This is a genomic window from Enterobacter cloacae complex sp. SHL009 (genome assembly GCF_049237205.1).
Lineage (GTDB): Bacteria > Pseudomonadota > Gammaproteobacteria > Enterobacterales > Enterobacteriaceae > Enterobacter > Enterobacter cloacae_M.
Map to the genome: position 1 here is coordinate 323,115 of NZ_JBMKIW010000004.1, position 18,575 is coordinate 341,689.

General features: G+C 55.2%; 14 protein-coding genes and 1 tRNA gene. 9 read left to right on the top strand and 6 right to left on the bottom strand.

Annotated elements, in window-relative coordinates; genetic code table 11:
• Nucleotides 1-2 precede the first annotated feature (2 nt).
• Entirely contained in the window at nucleotides 3-2,675 is a 2,673-nt protein-coding gene (gene rcsD, locus ACOTZC_RS12535; RefSeq protein WP_023312509.1) for a phosphotransferase RcsD, read from the bottom strand.
• 743 nt (nucleotides 2,676-3,418) lie between these two features.
• On the opposite strand from rcsD, the gene ACOTZC_RS12540 reads away from it, so the two are divergent.
• The 6 genes from ACOTZC_RS12540 (at nucleotide 3,419) to mgtE (ending at nucleotide 10,786) form a co-directional block, all read left to right on the top strand.
• Nucleotides 3,419-4,531 carry a porin OmpC gene (locus tag ACOTZC_RS12540; protein ID WP_045402762.1) on the top strand — a complete coding sequence of 371 codons (1,113 nt, stop codon included), beginning with the start codon at nucleotides 3,419-3,421 and terminating at the stop codon, nucleotides 4,529-4,531.
• 114 nt (nucleotides 4,532-4,645) lie between these two features.
• Nucleotides 4,646-5,701, top strand: a complete 1,056-nt coding sequence (gene apbE / locus ACOTZC_RS12545; RefSeq protein ID WP_023312507.1) for an FAD:protein FMN transferase ApbE — start codon at nucleotides 4,646-4,648, stop codon at nucleotides 5,699-5,701.
• Nucleotides 5,702-5,773: 72 nt separating this feature from the next.
• Complete coding sequence (gene ada, locus ACOTZC_RS12550; RefSeq protein ID WP_047744218.1) at nucleotides 5,774-6,832, top strand: bifunctional DNA-binding transcriptional regulator/O6-methylguanine-DNA methyltransferase Ada; 1,059 nt, start codon at nucleotides 5,774-5,776, stop codon at nucleotides 6,830-6,832.
• Nucleotides 6,832-7,488, top strand: coding sequence for a DNA oxidative demethylase AlkB (alkB, locus tag ACOTZC_RS12555; RefSeq protein ID WP_163354033.1), 657 nt, complete (start codon nucleotides 6,832-6,834; stop codon nucleotides 7,486-7,488). The genes ada and alkB overlap by 1 nt, the downstream gene beginning before the upstream one ends.
• Before the next feature lie 69 nt (nucleotides 7,489-7,557).
• Nucleotides 7,558-9,201 (top strand): multidrug ABC transporter permease/ATP-binding protein, encoded by a 1,644-nt coding sequence (locus tag ACOTZC_RS12560; RefSeq protein WP_248161793.1) that lies wholly within the window; start codon nucleotides 7,558-7,560, stop codon nucleotides 9,199-9,201.
• A 148-nt stretch (nucleotides 9,202-9,349) separates the two neighbouring features.
• Complete coding sequence (mgtE, locus tag ACOTZC_RS12565; RefSeq protein ID WP_248161795.1) at nucleotides 9,350-10,786, top strand: magnesium transporter; 1,437 nt, start codon at nucleotides 9,350-9,352, stop codon at nucleotides 10,784-10,786.
• Here the strand turns inward: mgtE and ACOTZC_RS12570 are convergent.
• A complete protein-coding gene (locus tag ACOTZC_RS12570; protein ID WP_248161802.1) occupies nucleotides 10,749-12,038 on the bottom strand; it encodes a SulP family inorganic anion transporter in 1,290 nt (429 codons plus the stop codon). The genes mgtE and ACOTZC_RS12570 overlap by 38 nt on opposite strands.
• A 187-nt stretch (nucleotides 12,039-12,225) precedes the next feature.
• Here ACOTZC_RS12570 and mqo point away from each other — a divergent pair, with 187 nt between their 5' ends.
• Nucleotides 12,226-13,875, top strand: a complete 1,650-nt coding sequence (gene mqo / locus ACOTZC_RS12575; protein ID WP_029740950.1) for a malate dehydrogenase (quinone) — start codon at nucleotides 12,226-12,228, stop codon at nucleotides 13,873-13,875.
• Nucleotides 13,876-14,010: 135 nt separating this feature from the next.
• Here mqo and eco read toward each other — a convergent pair whose 3' ends face one another.
• Nucleotides 14,011-14,514: a serine protease inhibitor ecotin gene (eco, locus tag ACOTZC_RS12580; protein WP_045402768.1), complete on the bottom strand. Its 504-nt coding sequence runs from the start codon at nucleotides 14,512-14,514 to the stop codon at nucleotides 14,011-14,013.
• A 209-nt stretch (nucleotides 14,515-14,723) separates the two neighbouring features.
• On the opposite strand from eco, the gene ACOTZC_RS12585 reads away from it, so the two are divergent.
• Together ACOTZC_RS12585 and ACOTZC_RS12590 are read left to right on the top strand one after the other, a co-directional pair.
• Nucleotides 14,724-14,984 carry a DUF2534 family protein gene (locus ACOTZC_RS12585; RefSeq protein ID WP_008500962.1) on the top strand — a complete coding sequence of 87 codons (261 nt, stop codon included), beginning with the start codon at nucleotides 14,724-14,726 and terminating at the stop codon, nucleotides 14,982-14,984.
• A 137-nt stretch (nucleotides 14,985-15,121) separates the two neighbouring features.
• Nucleotides 15,122-16,309 carry an MFS transporter gene (locus ACOTZC_RS12590; protein WP_421635793.1) on the top strand — a complete coding sequence of 396 codons (1,188 nt, stop codon included), beginning with the start codon at nucleotides 15,122-15,124 and terminating at the stop codon, nucleotides 16,307-16,309.
• A 36-nt stretch (nucleotides 16,310-16,345) separates the two neighbouring features.
• On the opposite strand, the gene ACOTZC_RS12595 is transcribed toward ACOTZC_RS12590, so the two are convergent.
• From ACOTZC_RS12595 to ACOTZC_RS12605, 3 genes are all read right to left on the bottom strand, one after another.
• A tRNA-Pro gene (locus tag ACOTZC_RS12595) sits at nucleotides 16,346-16,422 on the bottom strand.
• Between the two features lie 72 nt (nucleotides 16,423-16,494).
• Nucleotides 16,495-18,255 carry an LPS biosynthesis-modulating metalloenzyme YejM gene (gene yejM / locus ACOTZC_RS12600; RefSeq protein WP_045402776.1) on the bottom strand — a complete coding sequence of 587 codons (1,761 nt, stop codon included), beginning with the start codon at nucleotides 18,253-18,255 and terminating at the stop codon, nucleotides 16,495-16,497.
• A 19-nt stretch (nucleotides 18,256-18,274) separates the two neighbouring features.
• Nucleotides 18,275-18,502 carry a YejL family protein gene (locus ACOTZC_RS12605; protein ID WP_008500958.1) on the bottom strand — a complete coding sequence of 76 codons (228 nt, stop codon included), beginning with the start codon at nucleotides 18,500-18,502 and terminating at the stop codon, nucleotides 18,275-18,277.
• Between the last annotated feature and the right edge of the window lie 73 nt (nucleotides 18,503-18,575).

The window sequence follows — 18,575 nt, forward strand, 5'->3', positions numbered from 1 at the left end:
TGCTACAGCAAGCTTTTGACGTAGGCGTCAATGTCGCTGATGTATTTTTCAATGCCAGAGGCATCTTTCTCACGAATTAGATGTTCCAGCGTTTCACATAACTGCTTGCCGGGAACCAGATTAAGCATGGCAAACACCCCTTTAAGCCGGTGTGCTGTCTGTGCCAGCGCTGCAAAATCATTCGCAGCGGACTCAGTATACAACCGCTTAACATCATCTGGTACTGTATCAACAAAGAGTGAATAGTATCCGCTGGCGTGAAGCTCGGCATTTTCATTGCCGCCTAACGGTGACTCCGTTATCTCTTCCTGCGCCAGCTGCTCTTCTATTAGTTGTAGTACAGCTTCCTGCATCGCATTGCTTATATTAAAGTTGACGCGCAGCTGGCCAGGGCCGATTTTCCGCACGCCTGACTCATCATCGCTTAAAAGCAAGCCGGAGGCAGTAAGATTAGACGGATTATCAGTTAAAAACAGATCAAATTCTTGACTTGCAAGTCTTTCATCCGGCGTGATGCAGGCCGCTCCCCAGTTTTCTAACTGACGAACGACAATATTGCGGATCTCGTTCGAGGTCACATCGACCATCACCACGACGTCATCCAGCAGACGTTCTTCATCCTCTTCCTGCGGATTGGCCGCCATTTTCACATGCAGAGAATAGCGGGTGCCGAGGGATTCACGGGCTTTGATATTCAGGTGGCCGCCAAGCTTACGCGCCAGCTGATCGCACAGCCAGAAGGTCAGGGCATTGGCCTTGCCGTAGCGATCGCTCTGCGTGTCATTCAGGAACGGGAAGTGCAGATTATCAATTTCACTTGTTGTGACGCCTTCCCCGGTATCCAGGATGCGGAACGTCAGACGGTCTTCTGCCGACTCCTCGGTGCTGACTTCAAGGGTGATCTTGCCGATCTGCGTGGTGGTCACGGCGTACTGAATAATCATCAGCAGAATGCGGCGCAGCGCTTCGCGATCGCCGTGGCGTTCGTCATTCGCAGGGAGATTGTTATTGATCAGCAGCTGCAGCCCTTTGCGCTTAATGACGGGCAGCACTTCCGGCACCACTTCATCGATCAGATCCTGGATGGAGAAGAGGGCTGGTGTTCCCTTCCAGAAATCATTTTCCAGCATGTTCGCCAGCTGGATCTCATCAACCATTCTGACCAGCGAATCGGCCTGGCAGGCAAGCTGGTGGCTTTCAGAGGTGTTTAACGCCGCCGCCTGGGTCGCCAGCGTTTTTAACGGCTGCTTGAAGGCATCGCCAATGTTCTGCATAAATGCGGCGCGCCCCTGCTGGTTTTTCTCATACAGCCTTTGCGCCTGCTTGAGCTTTTTATTGACCAGCACTTCGCGATCCTGGTCGCGAATAATGAAGATTTGCGTGCGGGGAGCCACCTGGCTGCGGAACTGACGGATCTCGTACAGTTCATTGTTGATGGTGGCCTGAATCACCCCCTGGTGTTGATCCGCCATGGTGGTGATGTTCTGCAGGTTAAGATGCGGCAGCAGATGGTCGGCAATTTTGTTGCTCATCACCGTACGATTCGCCTCCTGGTCATGAACCAAGACCCCAAGCGGCAGCACGGAAACAATCTCTTCATTCAGTGCACGCAATACGCGCAGCTCATTGTTGGTACCGGCCGGAACCGCAGAGGCGTCGCTCTGACGCCCCGTCTGGAAACGGAAGGTGCTGTAGCCAAACAGCGCCAGCGCCAGCAGACCGATATTCAGCAGCAGAGGCAGCAGAATATTTTGCAGGGTGTCGAGCAACAGCGTGCCAAACGGCACCTGCCACACGAGACGCATGCCGGTCGAGTTCAGCGATGAGGCAATTTCGATTTTCGAGCCGTTAAAGGAGATCGATACGCTCTCTGCGGCCTCTTTGTCGGACGCCGCACGCATGTTCTGGGTGCTGCTGTCTGGCTCCAGTCGGAAGCTGTCGAGCGGCATATCCGGCGGGATTAAATCATTAATCGGTAAATCGAAGGCCACCACCGTCGCCAGATGCCCTGGCTGGTTGAACGTGGTGCGCAGGGTAAAATAATGACCGTTTTGCCAGGCCAGACGACGCAGGGAAGAGAAGCTCTCACGCTCATCAAGGGCGTTCGCCTGCTGCAGCATCTCTGCCCGGCGGGAATCGACGATGCTGCCCACGGTTGTCTCTTTAAAGCCGGACGAGAGATCTTTTAACGGCAGCGTAGAGATCAGGATCATGCTGTTGTCCTGACCGTTCAGATAGTACATCGACCACGGTACCGTTTCGGCACCCCAGAGGGTATCCAGATAGGTCGAAATACGCTGCGTCATCTCAAGCGTCGCGCTGTCGTGAGAGCCAAAGATAAGGGCCTCGGTCTTACGCTGCGGTTTTTCGAGATAATAGACATCCTGCTTAAGTCGCGTCTCCTGAAGTCCATCCCCGGACGAGGAGGTCGGGGCAGCCGCGATATTGTCGTAAATCTGCCAGGTGGCGTAGCGCCAGGTGTCTATGCGCTTATGCACGGCGTGGGTGATATCCACGACCTGATAGCTCTTATCCTTCAGCCAGGCGTTAACCGCGCTTTGTACCATCACCCCCATGGTGACTAACAGCACAACGATCAAAAGAAGAAAGAAACGGGTGATGCTCCCGGGGAGAAGGGAGAATTTGCTCGGGGCGGTAGTTTCAGTCTGACTCATTGATATCTTTAACCCGTTATGGTCGTGCTCTGTGGCGATAGGGCAGTATAAAGGGTAATAACTGAATTTCCAGCGCGACTGTCCGGGAAGAGGCGACTTTTTCTCCGGACAATATCGGCGGCGGGGAGTGCAGAAAACATGTACAAACTCGCCATGCGCGTACAAATAATCGACCCACGCCGTCAATAAATAGCACGAATTAACAAGAAATTAAGTCTTGTACCAATTTATGGACTTCGAAGAATACCCGAAGAGAATTTAGTTAATAGTCGTTACAATTACGGTGCGGTAGCACAAAAAAAGAGAAGTTACGTAAAGAAAGGTAAAAAAAAACCGAATGCGAAGCATCCGGTTCAATTAGGGATAAACAGACATTCAAAACTGAATGACGGTAATAAATAAAGTTAATGATGATAGCGAGAGTTATTTTAGAGATTAGGTGCAATCTTGTTTTGTCATTCAGTGCTGTAATGGGTTTTATTGTAACTATTTGATTTGTATGTTGTGATTTTCATGTTTGATTATAAGTGCTAATTTTCTAAGCTATTTGTGCTTTGTAAAAGTTCCTCGATATTTACATTCTGAAACATGTTGATAGGTAAATGAAACATCTTCAAAGTTTTCGTATCATATTCGCATTGGATTATTCTGTAATTTTGCGGAGAATGAAATTGCCGACTGGTTAATGAGGGTTAACCAGTAAGCAGTGGCAATTATAAGGCATATAACAGAGGGTTAATAAAATGAAAGTTAAAGTACTGTCCCTCCTGGTACCAGCACTCCTGGTGGCAGGCGCAGCAAATGCGGCCGAAATTTATAACAAAGATGGCAACAAATTAGATCTGTACGGTAAAGTCGATGGTCTGCACTATTTCTCTGACGACAAGAGTGCCGACGGCGACCAGACTTACATGCGTCTTGGCTTCAAAGGCGAAACTCAGGTTAACGATCAGCTGACCGGTTACGGCCAGTGGGAATACCAGATCCAGGGCAACACCTCTGAAAGCGACAACCAGGCCTGGACGCGTGTGGCGTTCGCGGGTCTGAAATTCGCTGACGCGGGTTCTTTCGATTACGGTCGTAACTACGGCGTAATCTACGATGTAACCTCCTGGACCGACGTTCTGCCAGAATTTGGCGGCGATACTTACGGTGCGGACAACTTCCTGCAGTCCCGTGCTAACGGCGTGGCGACCTACCGCAACCAGGACTTCTTTGGTCTGGTGGATGGCCTGAACTTTGCCCTGCAGTATCAGGGTAAAAACGGCAGCGTAAGCGGTGAAAACGACACCGGTCGTAGCACCCTGAAACAGAACGGCGACGGCTACGGTGCATCCCTGACCTATAACCTTGGCGAAGGCTTCAGCGTAGGTGGTGCGATGTCCTCCTCCAAACGTACCGCTGACCAGAACGCACCGGGCGTATACGGTAATGGCGATCACGCAGAAGTCTATACTGGTGGCCTGAAATACGATGCCAACAACATCTATCTGGCAGCGCAGTACTCTCAGACCTACAACGCAACCCGTTTCGGTACCTCTAACGGCAGCAGCCCGACTACCGCTTACGGCTTCGCTAACAAAGCGCAGAACTTCGAAGTGGTTGCTCAGTACCAGTTCGACTTCGGCCTGCGTCCGTCCGTGGCTTACCTGCAGTCTAAAGGGAAAGACATCGAAGGTTACGGCGATCAGGATCTGCTGAAATATGTTGATGTTGGTGCGACTTACTACTTCAACAAAAACATGTCCACCTACGTGGATTACAAAATCAACCTGGTTGATGAAAATGAATTCACCCGTCAGGCGGGTATCGGTACTGACGATATCGTAGCGCTGGGCCTGGTTTACCAGTTCTAATCGCTTCATCGTGTGACGTAAGGGGCCTGCTGGCCCCTTTTTTGTGTCTCGCAGATTCGAACAACTCACCCGTTTTGGTGTACTCTTGCCGCCCTGGCATGAGGATAATAATGAATGGACATGACTTTTTTACGCGCCAGCTTTCTGGCTATGCTTTTTTTCCTGACCGCGTGTGACGATTCCGCGCCCGTGGCGAAAGCCGACGCACCCGCCGCGACGGTGCTCGAAGGCAAAACGATGGGCACCTTCTGGCGCGTCAGCGTGATGAACCTCGATAAAACACGCACAGATGAGCTACGCGGCAAAATCCAGTCTCAGCTGGATGCCGACGATCAGCTGCTCTCAACCTATAAAAATGACTCGGCGCTGATGCGCTTTAACCTCTCCACCAGCACCTCCCTGTGGCCGGTGAGCGAGGCGATGGCCGATATCGTGACCGAATCTATACGCGTGGGTTATAAAACCAACGGCGCGATGGATGTGACCGTCGGACCCCTGGTAAACCTCTGGGGATTTGGACCTAACAAACAGCCGGTGACCACGCCCGAACAGGCGGCCATTGATGACGCCCGCGCCCGGACAGGGCTGCAGCATCTGACGGTGATCAATCAGTACGGACAACAGTACCTGCAAAAGGATATCCCCGATCTGTTTGTCGATCTGTCGACGGTAGGGGAAGGCTATGCGGCGGATCATCTTGCAGCGCTGATGGCCCAGGAAGGCATTTCCCGCTATCTGGTCTCCGTGGGCGGCGCGCTAGTCAGCCGGGGGATGAACGCCAGCGATAAGCCGTGGCGCGTAGCGATTCAAAAGCCGACCGATCGGCAAAATGCCGTACAGGCGATAGTGGATATCAACGGACATGGCATCAGTACCTCCGGGAGCTATCGTAACTATTACGAGCTTGACGGGAAGCGTATTTCCCATGTTATCGATCCGCAGACCGGGCGTCCCATCACGCATAACCTGGTCTCGGTGACGGTCATCGCCCCAACCGCGCTGGAAGCGGATGCCTGGGATACTGGCTTAATGGTTCTCGGCCCGGAAAAAGCCAAAGAGGTGGTTCGCCAGGAAGGGCTGGCGGTTTATATGATCACCAAAGAGGGCGACGGGTTCAAAACCTGGAGCTCGCCGCAGTTCAATAGCTTCCTGGTGCGCGACAAAAATTAAAAAGCAAGGTTGCGGGTTTTTTATCAGTGGCACTCAGGCAGGCTCTATGTATGCTTATAAGAGGAGCCGATAATGAGAAACTCAACCTTTATTACCGATGAGGATCGCTGGCAGGCCGTGCTGGCCCGCGATCCGCTCGCTGACGAACAGTTTGTCTTCGCCGTGCAGACGACGGGTATTTTCTGCCGCCCGTCATGCCGCGCCCGCCACGCGCTGCGTAAAAACGTCCGCTTTTATCCCGATGCCCACCATGCCGTTCAGGCAGGGTTTCGCCCGTGCAAGCGCTGCATGCCGGACAAACGCGATCCGCAGGCGCAGAAGTTGGCAAAAGTGGAACACGCCTGCCGTCTTCTGGAGCAGGATCCCACGCTAACCCTGGAGGGGCTGGCGCAGCAGGTCGCCATGAGTCCTTTCCATTTCCACCGTCTGTTTAAGTCCGTGACCGGCATGACGCCAAAGGCCTGGCAGCAGGCGGCGCGAGGCCAGCGCCTGCGCACCGCGCTTGCACAGGGAGACAAAATTACCGACGCCGTGCTGGCGGCGGGGTTTCCCGACAGCAGCAGCTATTATCGCAAAGCCAACGATGCCCTGGGCATGACGGCGAAGCAGTACCGCAAAGGGGATGCGGCAGTGCGTTATGCCATCAGCGACTGCTCGTTAGGACGCTGTCTGGTTGCAGAAAGCGAGCGGGGGATCTGCGCGATCCTGCTGGGTGACAGCGATGAAGAATTAGCCGAAGAGCTTGCCGCGCATTTTCCAAAAGCAGCGCATGCGCCGCTGGAAGAGGATTTCGCACAGCGGATCCAGCAGGTGATTGCCAGTATTGATAACCGCGATGTACCACTTGCGCTGCCGCTGGATATTCGCGGAACCGCGTTCCAGCAGCGCGTCTGGCAGGCCCTTCGCAACATTCCCTGCGGCGAAACGGCAAGTTACCGGCAGGTGGCGCAGGCGATTGGCCAGCCCAGTGCGGTACGCGCCGTTGCCGGAGCCTGTGCGGCAAACACGCTGGCGATTGTGATCCCCTGTCATCGCGTGGTTCGGAACGACGGCGCGCTGTCGGGTTACCGTTGGGGCTCGGCGCGAAAGGCGCTATTACTGAAACGTGAGGCGAAACGTCAGGAGGGATAATGCTCGATCTTTTTGCGGATGCTGAACCCTGGCAGGAGCCGCTTGCGCCGGGGGCGGTTATTCTGCGTCGCTTTGCTCTCTCCCGTGCGGAGGCGTTGCTTGCTGGAATTGAAGAAGTCACAGCGGTTTCACCGTTTCGCCATATGGTGACGCCGGGCGGCTACACCATGTCGGTGGCCATGGCCAACTGCGGCGAACTGGGCTGGGCGACGAACGAGCGGGGCTATCTGTATGCCCCGAACGATCCTGCGACCGGCCAGCCCTGGCCTCCGATGCCTGCGGTTTTTCAGGCGCTTTGCCATGAGGCCGCCGGGGCAGCCGAGTATCCTGATTTTCGGCCCGATGCCTGCCTGATTAACCGCTATGCCGTTGGCGCAAAGCTCTCGCTGCATCAGGATAAGGATGAACCCGATCTTCGCGCGCCTATCGTCTCGGTATCGTTAGGTTTGCCTGCCGTCTTCCAGTTTGGGGGATTACGCCGCAACGACCCGCTCAAGCGCATTATGCTGGAACATGGCGATGTGGTGGTGTGGGGCAGGGAGTCGCGGCTTTATTATCACGGCATTCAGCCGCTGAAGCCCGGGGTTCACCCGCTCACGGGCGAGTACCGTTTCAACCTGACCTTCCGTCAGGCGGGGCACAGTAAACTAAAATAAGAATTATTCTTGATGTACACGCAGGGCAGTTTACACTGCTGGCTGATTTTTATTGTCCGGATTGCCTGCATGCAACTACTTCTCCTCGTCTGGCGTCAGTATCGCTGGCCCTTCATCGCAGTAATGGCGTTAAGCCTTGCCAGCGCCGCGCTGGGGATTGGCCTGATCGCGTTTATTAACGTGCGGTTGATTGAAATGACCGACACTTCGCTCTCCGTTCTGCCGGAGTTTCTCGGCCTGCTGCTCCTGCTGATGGCGGTTACGCTCGGTTCCCAGCTGGCACTGACCACGCTCGGGCACCATTTCGTTTTCCGTTTGCGCAGTGAGTTTATCAAGCGGATCCTCGATACTCAGGTAGAGCGCGTTGAGCAGCTCGGCAGCGCCTCCCTGCTGGCGGGGCTGACCAGCGACGTGCGCGCCATTACCATCGCGTTCGTTCGTCTGCCGGAGCTGGTGCAGGGGATCATTCTGACCTTTGGCTCGGCGGCCTATCTCGCCTGGCTCTCCAGCAAAATGCTGGCGGTGACCGCGCTGTGGATTGTCATTACCATCTGGGGCGGCTTTATGCTGGTGTCGCGCGTCTATAAACACATGGCGGTACTGCGCGAAACCGAAGATAAGCTTTATAACGATTACCAGACGGTGCTGGAAGGGCGCAAAGAGCTCACCCTGAACCGCGAGCGCGCCGAGCATATCTTTAATCATCTCTATATCCCGGACGCGCGCGAATACCGTCATCATATTATTCGCGCCGACACCTTCCACCTGAGCGCGGTGAACTGGTCAAACATCATGATGCTGGGTGCCATTGGCCTGGTATTCTGGATGGCGAATGGCCTGGGCTGGGCCGACACCAACGTAGCGGCAACTTACTCGCTGACGCTGCTGTTTTTACGCACGCCGCTGCTCTCGGCGGTCGGCGCGTTGCCCACCTTACTGAGTGCGCAGGTGGCCTTTAATAAGCTCAAAAAATTCGATCTCGCGCCGTTCAAGGCCGAATTCCCACGCCCGCAGGCCTTCCCGAACTGGCAGACGCTGGAGCTGCGTAACGTCAAGTTCCGCTATCAGGACAGCGCTTTCTCCGTGGGACCGGTCAACCTGACGATCCGCCGCGGTGAACTGCTGTTCCTCATCGGCGGTAACGGCAGCGGTAAATCTACGCTGGCGATGTTGCTGACCGGACTCTATCAGCCGCAGTCGGGCGAGATTTTGCTGGACGGCAAGGCGCTAAGCGCTGAGAAGCCCGAGGATTACCGTAAGCTTTTCTCGGCGGTGTTCACCGACGTCTGGCTGTTCGATCGGCTGCTGGGGCCGGAAGGGCAACAGGCCAATCCGGCGCTGGTGGAAAAATGGCTGGCGCAGCTGCAGATGTCGCACAAGCTGGAACTTCAGGAAGGTAAAATTCTCAATCTGAAGCTTTCCAAAGGGCAGAAAAAGCGCGTGGCGCTGCTGCTGGCGCTGGCGGAAGAGCGTGACATCATCCTGCTGGACGAGTGGGCTGCGGATCAGGACCCGCATTTCCGCCGCGAGTTTTATCAGGTACTGCTGCCGCTGATGCAGGAGATGGGTAAAACCATTTTCGCCATCAGCCACGACGATCACTACTTCATTCATGCTGACCGCCTGCTGGAGATGCGCGACGGCAAGCTGAGCGAGCTGACCGGTGAAGATCGAGATGCGGCCTCGCGTGACGCGGTAGCGCGTACGGCCTGATGCCCTCACCCTAACCCTCTCCCACAGGGAGAGGGGATAGATCGTGGCCGTAATGCCGCTTTTTTCCCCATCCCGTCCCGTTGTTTATTCTTATTTACATATCCCCGCGCTATGCTTAACCCCAACTCATTTAATGGATTTATGATTGATGTCGGTATTAAAGAAAAACAGCGCCAGACAGCGTGACCAGGAGCGCGCGCGACTCATCTGGCTTCTCACGACCGATAAAGCGGTCACTTCTACGCTTTTAGGCAAACTCACCCTGGCTGAGCAATATGATGTCGGCACCCTGACCGACGATATTGCTGAGGTAGGTGCGCTGGTTGCTCATTTACCCCCGCCGGATCTGGCGGATACCCTTGAAGCGCTTCCCTCGGAAGAGCGTCACGCCCTGTGGCGTCTGGTGCAGGATCACGAGCGCGGGCAGGTGCTGCTTGAGGCCTCCGAAAACGTCTGGGACGACCTGATCGACGAGATGAGCGATCGGGATATTCTCGACGCGGTGCAAACCCTGGATATCGACGAGCAGATTTACCTCGTTCAGCACCTGCCGCGAAACCTGACCGGCCGCCTGTTGGCGTCACTGCCTGCGGAGGAGCGGGCGCGCGTGCGTCAGGTGATGCACTACGAGAAAAACAGCGTCGGCGCGATCATGGAGTTCGGCGTTATCACGGTGCGACCGGACGTGACGCTCGGTACCGTGCAGCGCTATCTGCGTCGCCTGGGCAAAATGCCGGACAACACCGATAAACTGTTTGTCACCTCCCGGGATAAAACCCTGCTTGGCGAACTTGAGCTGAAAACCATCCTGCTTAACAGCACCCAGCGGAAGGTGAGCGAGGTGATGGAAAACGAGCCGATGGTCTTCTCCCCGGAAGACGATGCGGAGAAAGCGGCGCGTACCTTCGAGCGTGACGACCTGGTGAGTGCCGCCGTCGTGGATTCCGTCGGCAAACTGATGGGGCGTCTGACCATCGATGAGATCGTTGACGTGGTCTATGAAGAAACCGACAACGACCTGCGCGCGCTCGGCGGGATTAGCGCCGAAGATGATGTCCATGCCTCCGTCGGCAAGGCGGTAAAAACGCGCTGGGCGTGGCTGGCCATTAACCTGTGCACCGCGTTTATCGCCTCCCGCGTGATCGACGGGTTTGAACACACCATTTCGCAGCTGGTGGCGCTGGCCTCGCTGATGCCGATTGTGGCCGGAATCGGCGGCAACACCGGAAACCAGACTATAACCATGATCGTTCGCGCGCTGGCGCTGGAAAACATTCAGCCAGGTAACTTTTCGTGGCTCATTTTTAGAGAGATGGGCGTCGCGCTAATTAACGGCCTGGTGTGGGGCGGGATTATGGGCGGCATCACCTGGTGGCTGTACGACGATATGGCCCTGGGCGGCGTGATGATGCTGGCGATGGTGCTGAACCTGCTGGTAGCGTCGATAATGGGCGTGATTATCCCGCTGACGATGACCAAACTGGGCCGCGACCCCGCGGTCGGGTCGAGCGTGATGATCACCGCCATCACCGATACCGGCGGTTTCTTTATTTTTCTTGGGCTGGCGACGATTTTTCTGCTTTAAGCCGACGCTTAATGCGGGCGGGGAGGAGTGCCATGACGATAATCCCGCCCAGCACGCCAATCGCCAGATTGCCGGTTGATACCGTGGCGGCTACGGTGACCAGCATGACGACCGTTTCTGCAATCGGGGCCGTTTTCACCGTGGCTGGCTGAAGGCTGTGCCAGCTGAAGGTTTTGACGGCGACAATCGCCATAATACCCGCCAGCACCGCCATCGGGATTTTGGCCATCACGTCGCTGAGCGCCGTCACCAGGATCAGCAGCACGATGCCCGCCGCAAAGGTTGAAATGCGGCTTCGACCTTTCCCCATCTCCACGTTGACGATGGTTTGTCCGATCATCGCGCAGCCTGCAATTCCGCCATAAAATCCGGCCAGAATATTACCCACGCCCAGCCCGATGCTCTCACGGCGCTTGCTCGACGGCGTTGCGGTCAGCTCATCCACCAGCTTTGCCGTCAGCAGGGATTCCAGCAGGCCGACAAACGCGATGCTCAGCGCGCACGGCCAGATAATGCTCAGCGTCTGCACATTGAGCGGGACCAGCAGCTCGGTAAGACCCGGCAAACCGCCGCTCATGGAGCCTTCATCGCCCACGGTCGGCAGGATTTGACCGGTTGAAACGGTAAACAAGGTAAGCACAACAATCGCAATCAGCGGGGAAGGGATGCTTTTGATATAGCGCGGCACCCACAGCACGATCAGCAGCGTCAGGACGAATAGGCCCACAATCACCGGGCTTCGGCTCCAGAAATGCGGTACCTGAGCGAAGAAGATCAAAATGCCCAGGGCGTTAACAAACCCGGTCATGACCGACTGGGGTATAAAGCGCATCAGTCTTGCCATGCCCAGCACGCCAAACAGAATCTGAATCACGCCAGCCATCAGCACGGCGGGAAGAATGTACTGTACGCCGTGCTGATGCACCATCGGGCCAATGACCAGCGCCACGGAACCGGCCGCTGCCGTGACCATCGCCGGGCGGCCACCCAGTACCGACAGGGTAAGACACAGCACCACGGAGGCGATCAGGCTGACCTTCGGGTCAACGCCCGCCACCACCGAAAATGAGATAACCTCGGGGATCAGCGCCAGGGCGGTAATCACGCCTGCCAGCGTTTCACGCGTCAGCTGCTTTGGGGAACGCAGCACGTTGGCCACGCGGTCTTCGGGGGATACAGCAGAATGGGGTAAGGACATAACAGTTCGCTGGTTAGGGCAGGCTTCCGTGCGCGCGATCACAAAACGCAACATACTAGCCAGTAAAACCGCGCTTTACCAGACGCATCGATAATTCCTCACAAACAATCCATCATTAAATTTCACAATTACAATAATTTCGTAACCTTTAAACAATATTTAAAAGTTGTTACCGTGCCCCCGCAGCTTTTTTCACCTGCAATTTCCACGCATCAAGCACTTTTACACTAAGGCATAAATTATGAAAAAAATGACTGCCATGCTCTTTTCTCTGGCCGTGGGGCTTAACACCGTCTCCATGGCGGCGAAAGCTGACGCACCAAAAGAGCAGGAAACGGACGTCCTTTTAATTGGTGGCGGTATCATGAGCGCCACGCTGGGAACCTATCTGCAAGAACTGCAGCCGGACTGGTCTATGACCATGGTCGAGCGCCTTGATGGCGTGGCGCAGGAGAGTTCGAACGGATGGAATAACGCCGGTACCGGACATTCGGCACTCATGGAACTGAACTATACGCCGCAGAAAAAGGACGGTTCCATTAGTATCGAGAAGGCGGTAGAGATCAACGAAGCATTCCAGGTTTCTCGCCAGTTCTGGTCTCATCAGGTCAACAGCGGCGTGATGCACGACCCGCACTCTTTCATCAACACCGTGCCGCACATGAGCTTTGTGTGGGGAGAGCAGAACGTCAACTTCCTGCGCGCGCGCTACGCCGCTCTGCAGCAGAGCACGCTGTTCCGCGGGATGAAATACTCTGAAGACCACGCGCAGATTAAAGAGTGGGCTCCGCTGGTCATGGAAGGTCGTGACCCGAACCAGAAAGTGGCGGCGACCCGTACCGAAATTGGTACCGACGTTAACTACGGTGAAATTACCCGTCAGCTGGTGACGTCTCTGAAGAAAAAAGAGAACTTCAACCTGCAGCTCAGCACCGAAGTGCGCGGTTTCAAGCGCAACGCGGATAACAGCTGGAGCGTGACCGTTGCCGATCTGAAAAACAACGAAGCCGAGCACGTCATTAAGGCGAAGTTTGTCTTTATCGGTGCGGGCGGCGCGGCGCTGAAGCTGCTGCAGGAGTCCGGTATTCCGGAAGCTGACGACTACGCGGGCTTCCCGGTCGGCGGTCAGTTCCTGGTGTCAGAAAACCCGGAAGTGGTGAACCGTCATCTGGCAAAAGTGTACGGCCAGGCTTCCGTTGGCGCACCGCCGATGTCTGTTCCGCACATCGACACCCGTATGCTTGACGGCAAACGCGTGGTGCTGTTTGGGCCGTTCGCGACCTTCTCCACGAAGTTCCTGAAAAATGGCTCCCTGTGGGATCTGCTCAGCGCCACGACCACCTCTAACGTCAAGCCGATGATGGATGTGGGTCTGGATAACTTCGACCTGGTGAAATACCTGATCAGCCAGGTGATGCTCTCTGACGACGACCGCTTCGAGGCGCTGAAAGAGTACTATCCGCAGGCGAAGAAAGAAGACTGGCGTCTGTGGCAGGCGGGTCAGCGCGTACAGATCATCAAGCGCGATCCGAAAGAGGGTGGCGTGCTGCGTCTGGGTACCGAAGTGGTAAGCGATAAGGATGGCACCATTGCCGCGCTTCTGGGGGCGTCGCCGGGAGCGTCTACCGCTGCGCCAATCATGCTGCACCTGATGGAAAAAGTGTTTAAAGACAAAGTCGCCAGCCCGGAATGGCAGGCAAAGCTGAAAACCATTATTCCATCCTACGGCACGAAGCTGAACGGCAACGTGAGCGCGACGGAGCAGGAGCTGGAATACACCAGCCGCGTACTGCAGCTGCAATACATCAAGCCACAGGCTGCGGATGCTGCGCCAAAAGCGGAGCTGAAGCCTCAGCCGGAAAACAAACCGGTTGCGGATATCGCGCTGTAAGGTAAAAGCAAAACGGTAACATCCGTTACCGTTTTTAGTGTTTTCTCCCTCTCCCGGTGAGAGAGAGTTGGGGTGAGGGCACCAGAGCGCACCCTTTCCGGGTCGGGTAAGGCGAAGCCGCCACCCGACTTATTTTTAACGTACTACGGCTTGTCCGATGTTCTCATCAGCCTTCCAGATGCGATATTTCACTTCTACGTTTTCAGGCGTATAGACCACGATCGGCAGCTTGCTGTTGTAGCGCAGCAGACTGTTGTCACCCAGATACGCCGTTACAAATTTCTTCTCTTTCTTGCCGTCCGGGCAGGCCATCATGGTGGAGACCGGAGAGGTCACTTTGTCAAAGACGTAATAGTCGTAACCCCAGCCTTCCAGGGTTTTGCTTTCCAGCTGACCGCCCAGACGGTGCTGGTTGCAGTCCACTTCCAGCGTCTTACCAATTAACAGTTCCACTTTAAAGTTCGCTTCATCCTGCTGAACCGGCAGCTGAATCACCTGACGCTTCATCCCTTTGTCCGCCTGCGGGTAAGGAGCCACTTTTTCCAGCGGCTGCTCTTTTGGAGTTTCGCTGGCGAAAGCGCTGCTGCTGACGCACGCGGCGGCAATGAGGGCGATGGCAAATTTAGGTGCGTTTTTCATTGTCATTCCTTTATGTCAAAACGATCCTGCGCAGGTTAACATAACAACGATGAATGAACGGTGTTATTTACTTACATTTTCACTATGGGTAGCGTTATACGCTTTTAATTTGCCTGTTTAGTGGTTGTTTATGCTGGTGTGGAGTCAGGTGTCAGTTCGTGTTATTTTAGACCCTGTATATTGTTATTCATCTGTAAAAGGGAAGAGAGATGGTTCGTGCAAAACTGAAAACGCCTGAAGGCCGCAAGTTCCTCCTGGCGCTGCTGGTCGTATTTATGATTGCTGCCGCGTGCGTGGGGCGGGCAACCATTGTTGGCGTTATCGAACAGTACAATATCCCCCTCTCTGCCTGGACAACCAGCATGTATGTCCTGCAGTCGGCGATGATCTTCGTCTACAGCCTGGTGTTCACCGTTCTGCTGGCCATCCCGCTGGGCATTTTCTTCCTGGGCGGACGTGAGAAGCATTAAGCGCTGACTCGCAATAGCTAAGCCATCCTGCCGGATGGCTTTTTTATGGTCTCATCCCACTCTCCTCAGGTTTTTTTAATCCGCGATATCCTATCCTGTAAGCATTCAGGCAACTGTTTTTAAAGCAGGAGCGGTAGATGCGTTCCAGATTTCCAGTGCTCAGCCAGATCCCCAAAGGCGTCTGGGTTGTGGGGGGCGTCAGTATGCTGATGGATATCTCGTCAGAGAGTATTCACAGCCTGCTGCCACTTTTTATGATGACCACCCTCGGTACGAGCGTGCTGTTAATCGGCCTGATTGAAGGGCTGGCGGAGGCCACTGCGCTTTTTATTAAGGTCTTTTCGGGGGCGATCAGCGACTACCTGGGTCAACGTAAGGGGCTGGCCCTGTTAGGGTATGGCCTGGGGGCCCTAAGCAAACCCCTTTTCGCATTAGCGTCCTCTTCCGGGATGGTTTTAGGCGCACGTCTCATGGACCGTACGGGGAAGGGAATACGGGGCGCCCCGCGGGATGCGCTGGTTGCAGACGTCACGCCGCCGGAAATGCGTGGTGCGGCATATGGCCTGCGTCAGTCAATGGATACCACAGGCGCATTTCTTGGCCCATTACTGGCCGTAAGCTTAATGCTGTTGCTGGACAATGATTTTCGCACTGTTTTCTGGATAGCTCTTATCCCCGGTCTGCTTTCAGTTGCCTTGCTCTATTTCGGCCTTCAGGAGCCGAAAACTCCCCCCGAACATAAACGTACTAATCCCATTAAACGAGAGAATTTAAGGCGGCTGGGTAAAGCGTGCTGGTGGGTGATTGGCCTTGGTGCGGTGCTCACGCTTGCCCGGTTTAGCGAGGCTTTTCTCGTCCTTCGTGCGCAGCAGTCGGGCGTTCCTCTGGCCCTTATTCCGCTGGTGATGGTGGTCATGAACGTACTCTATTCCCTTTCGGCTTACCCTTTTGGCAAACTTTCTGATGGCATGAGCCACACCCGACTTCTGCAGTGGGGGCTAATGGTGCTGATTGGCGCAGATGTTGTTCTGGCGCTGAGCAGCCACTGGATGGGAGTCATTTTAGGCGTTGCGCTTTGGGGAATACATATGGGTATGACCCAGGGATTACTGGCGGCAATGATCGCTAAAACCGCACCGCGCGATCTGCGCGGCACGGCTTTCGGTATTTTTAGTCTGGTAAGCGGCGTGGGATTATTAATCGCCAGCGTGGGAGCCGGCGCGATATGGGAAACGTTTGGCGCGGAATATACGTTTTATGCCGGAGCGGTGATTTGTCTGGCTACGCTTGTGTATCTGCGCAAAACGCCGGACGAGGCGAAATAAAAAAACCAGCCATCAGGCTGGTTTTCAGTGTGTTTTTGGTCGGCACGAGAGGATTTGAACCTCCGACCCCCGACACCCCATGACGGTGCGCTACCAGGCTGCGCTACGTGCCGACGCATAAAAAGAATACTACTCGATTTCGTTTTGAATGCAAGGGAATCTGTCGCTAACTGGTTTATTATTAATCAGTTAGCGATGAAGCGCTTCTCATCCGTCAGGACCTGAAGCAGCAGGCTCAGCTGTGGTTTCTGATCTTTCAGCCGTTCACCCTGCAGATTATACGTCTGATAATTCCCGTTGCTGTTCAGCACCAGCGTCAGCTTCGGCGTGGTCACCACCAGCGTATTATTCCCCGCTGCCGTCACCCAGCTGTGGCGGCGCGCGGCGCTGAAGAGATCCTGCCCCTGCGAATACTCGTTTGCTGGCGTGCTGACGTGCAGCAGACGTTGCATCAGGGTTGTCATCACATCTTTATGCTCGGTGAGCATATTAATGCGCTGCGCCGGGGTGCCAGGCCAGTGGATCACCAGCGGAACCTGCAGATTCGGGCGAGACCAGCTCATACTCTTCGTCTCGTCACCTAGCGGGATGCCATGGCCCGCGGTCACGATCACCACGGTATTGTCCAGCTTGCCCGACTCGCGAAGCGCATCAAGCACGCGGCCTATCTGAGCATCAACATCGCCAGCCGCGCGACCGTAGCGGCGCGCAAAGTCACTCTTATTGCTGTCAGCAAGCGTTGTGCCGTTAAAGGCAACCCATGAGAACCAGCGGTTATCTTCCTGGGCGTAGCGCTGCAGCCAGTTTATCCATTGGCTGGCGGTCTGCGCGTCGGACTGTTTTTGCGCCGTCGGCAGTGAGAAATCGGACAGCAGCGCCTGGCGGTAGAGCGGGCTGTTAAAGCCATCGGAGGAGAACAACCCTAACTGATAGCCTTGCTGATTCAGCCCGGTGATCAGCGCCGCAGGCGTGCGGGTAGACAGTACGCCGTCCATGTAGCCAGCTGAAATGCCATAGAAGAGGCCAAAGATGCCCGCATCGGCGGTGTTACCGGAGCTCATATGCTGAGTAAACGAGACGTTCTGACTCGCGAAAGCGGCCAGCGCAGGCATCTGCTTCTCGAAACGGGAATAGTTCAGGCCATCGACGGTGATCAGCAGGACGTTTTGTCCGCGCCCCATATCGCGGTAGTTCAGGTCGCTCAGAGGATACTGAACGCTGACGGCTTCCGGGTTACCCTGCTCGATAAGACGGCGCTGGTACTCCTGCGCATCAAGCAGGCCGTGTTTCTCGAGGAAGCGACGGGCCGTCATCGGGTACGAGAGCGGCAGGTTCGCGCGCTGCATGGTAATAGGGCGATAGAAGTTCGCATCCGCCCAGATATACATGATGTGCGAACTGATAAAGGAGACGAAAAAGAGCGCGGCGACGGGCTTCGCATAATGGCGTCGCCGGGTCAGGCTGCGGAGCTTTTGCCAGCTCCAGGTAGCGAACAGCATCTCAATCAACAGGATCACCGGGACGCTGATAAACATCAGCTGCCAGTCACGGGCCGTTTCGTTCTGGTCGGGGTTAATCACCAGTTCCCAGACGATGGGGTTGAGGTGCAGGTGGAAGCGGGTGAACACTTCACTGTCGATAAGCAGCAGCGTCATCCCGACCGTCGCAAGGATGGCGGACAAGAACCTCATCAGACGCTGCGACATGACGATAAACGTCAGGGGGAACAGGATCAGCAGATAGGTGGCGAAAACCAAAAAGCTAAAGTGACCCACAACGCTCATCCAGGAGTAGATACGCCCGGTTAGCGTTGTTGGCCAGTCTGCGACAAACAGATAACGACAGCCAATGACCGTCGCCAGCAGAATGTTGAACAGGGCAAACCAGTGCCCCCAGCTGACCATCTGGGAGACTTTTTCACGGTAGCGCTGACGATTCGTCACCATAAACTGTTGTTCGTATCCCTTAATGGGCCGGGTCGTTGCTGACGGACGACTGTAAAGCCTGGGCGAACGATTTTGCGATCGCCTGACGCTGAGCCGGAGCAACGCTGGTGTTAATCAGGTTGGTGACCATATTTCCCAAAACCATCAGGGAGAGATCGGTCGGCGTTTTATGTTTTTCCAGTACGTTGACCAGCTCACTGAGCAGTTGTTCAACGTGTTCATCACTGTAGCGGGAATGTTGTGGCATAAATCAAAATCAGTTTGTTGATGAAAGGGCAACATATTACCGTAGCAACAGCTTTTTTTCCCCTTTTTTATCT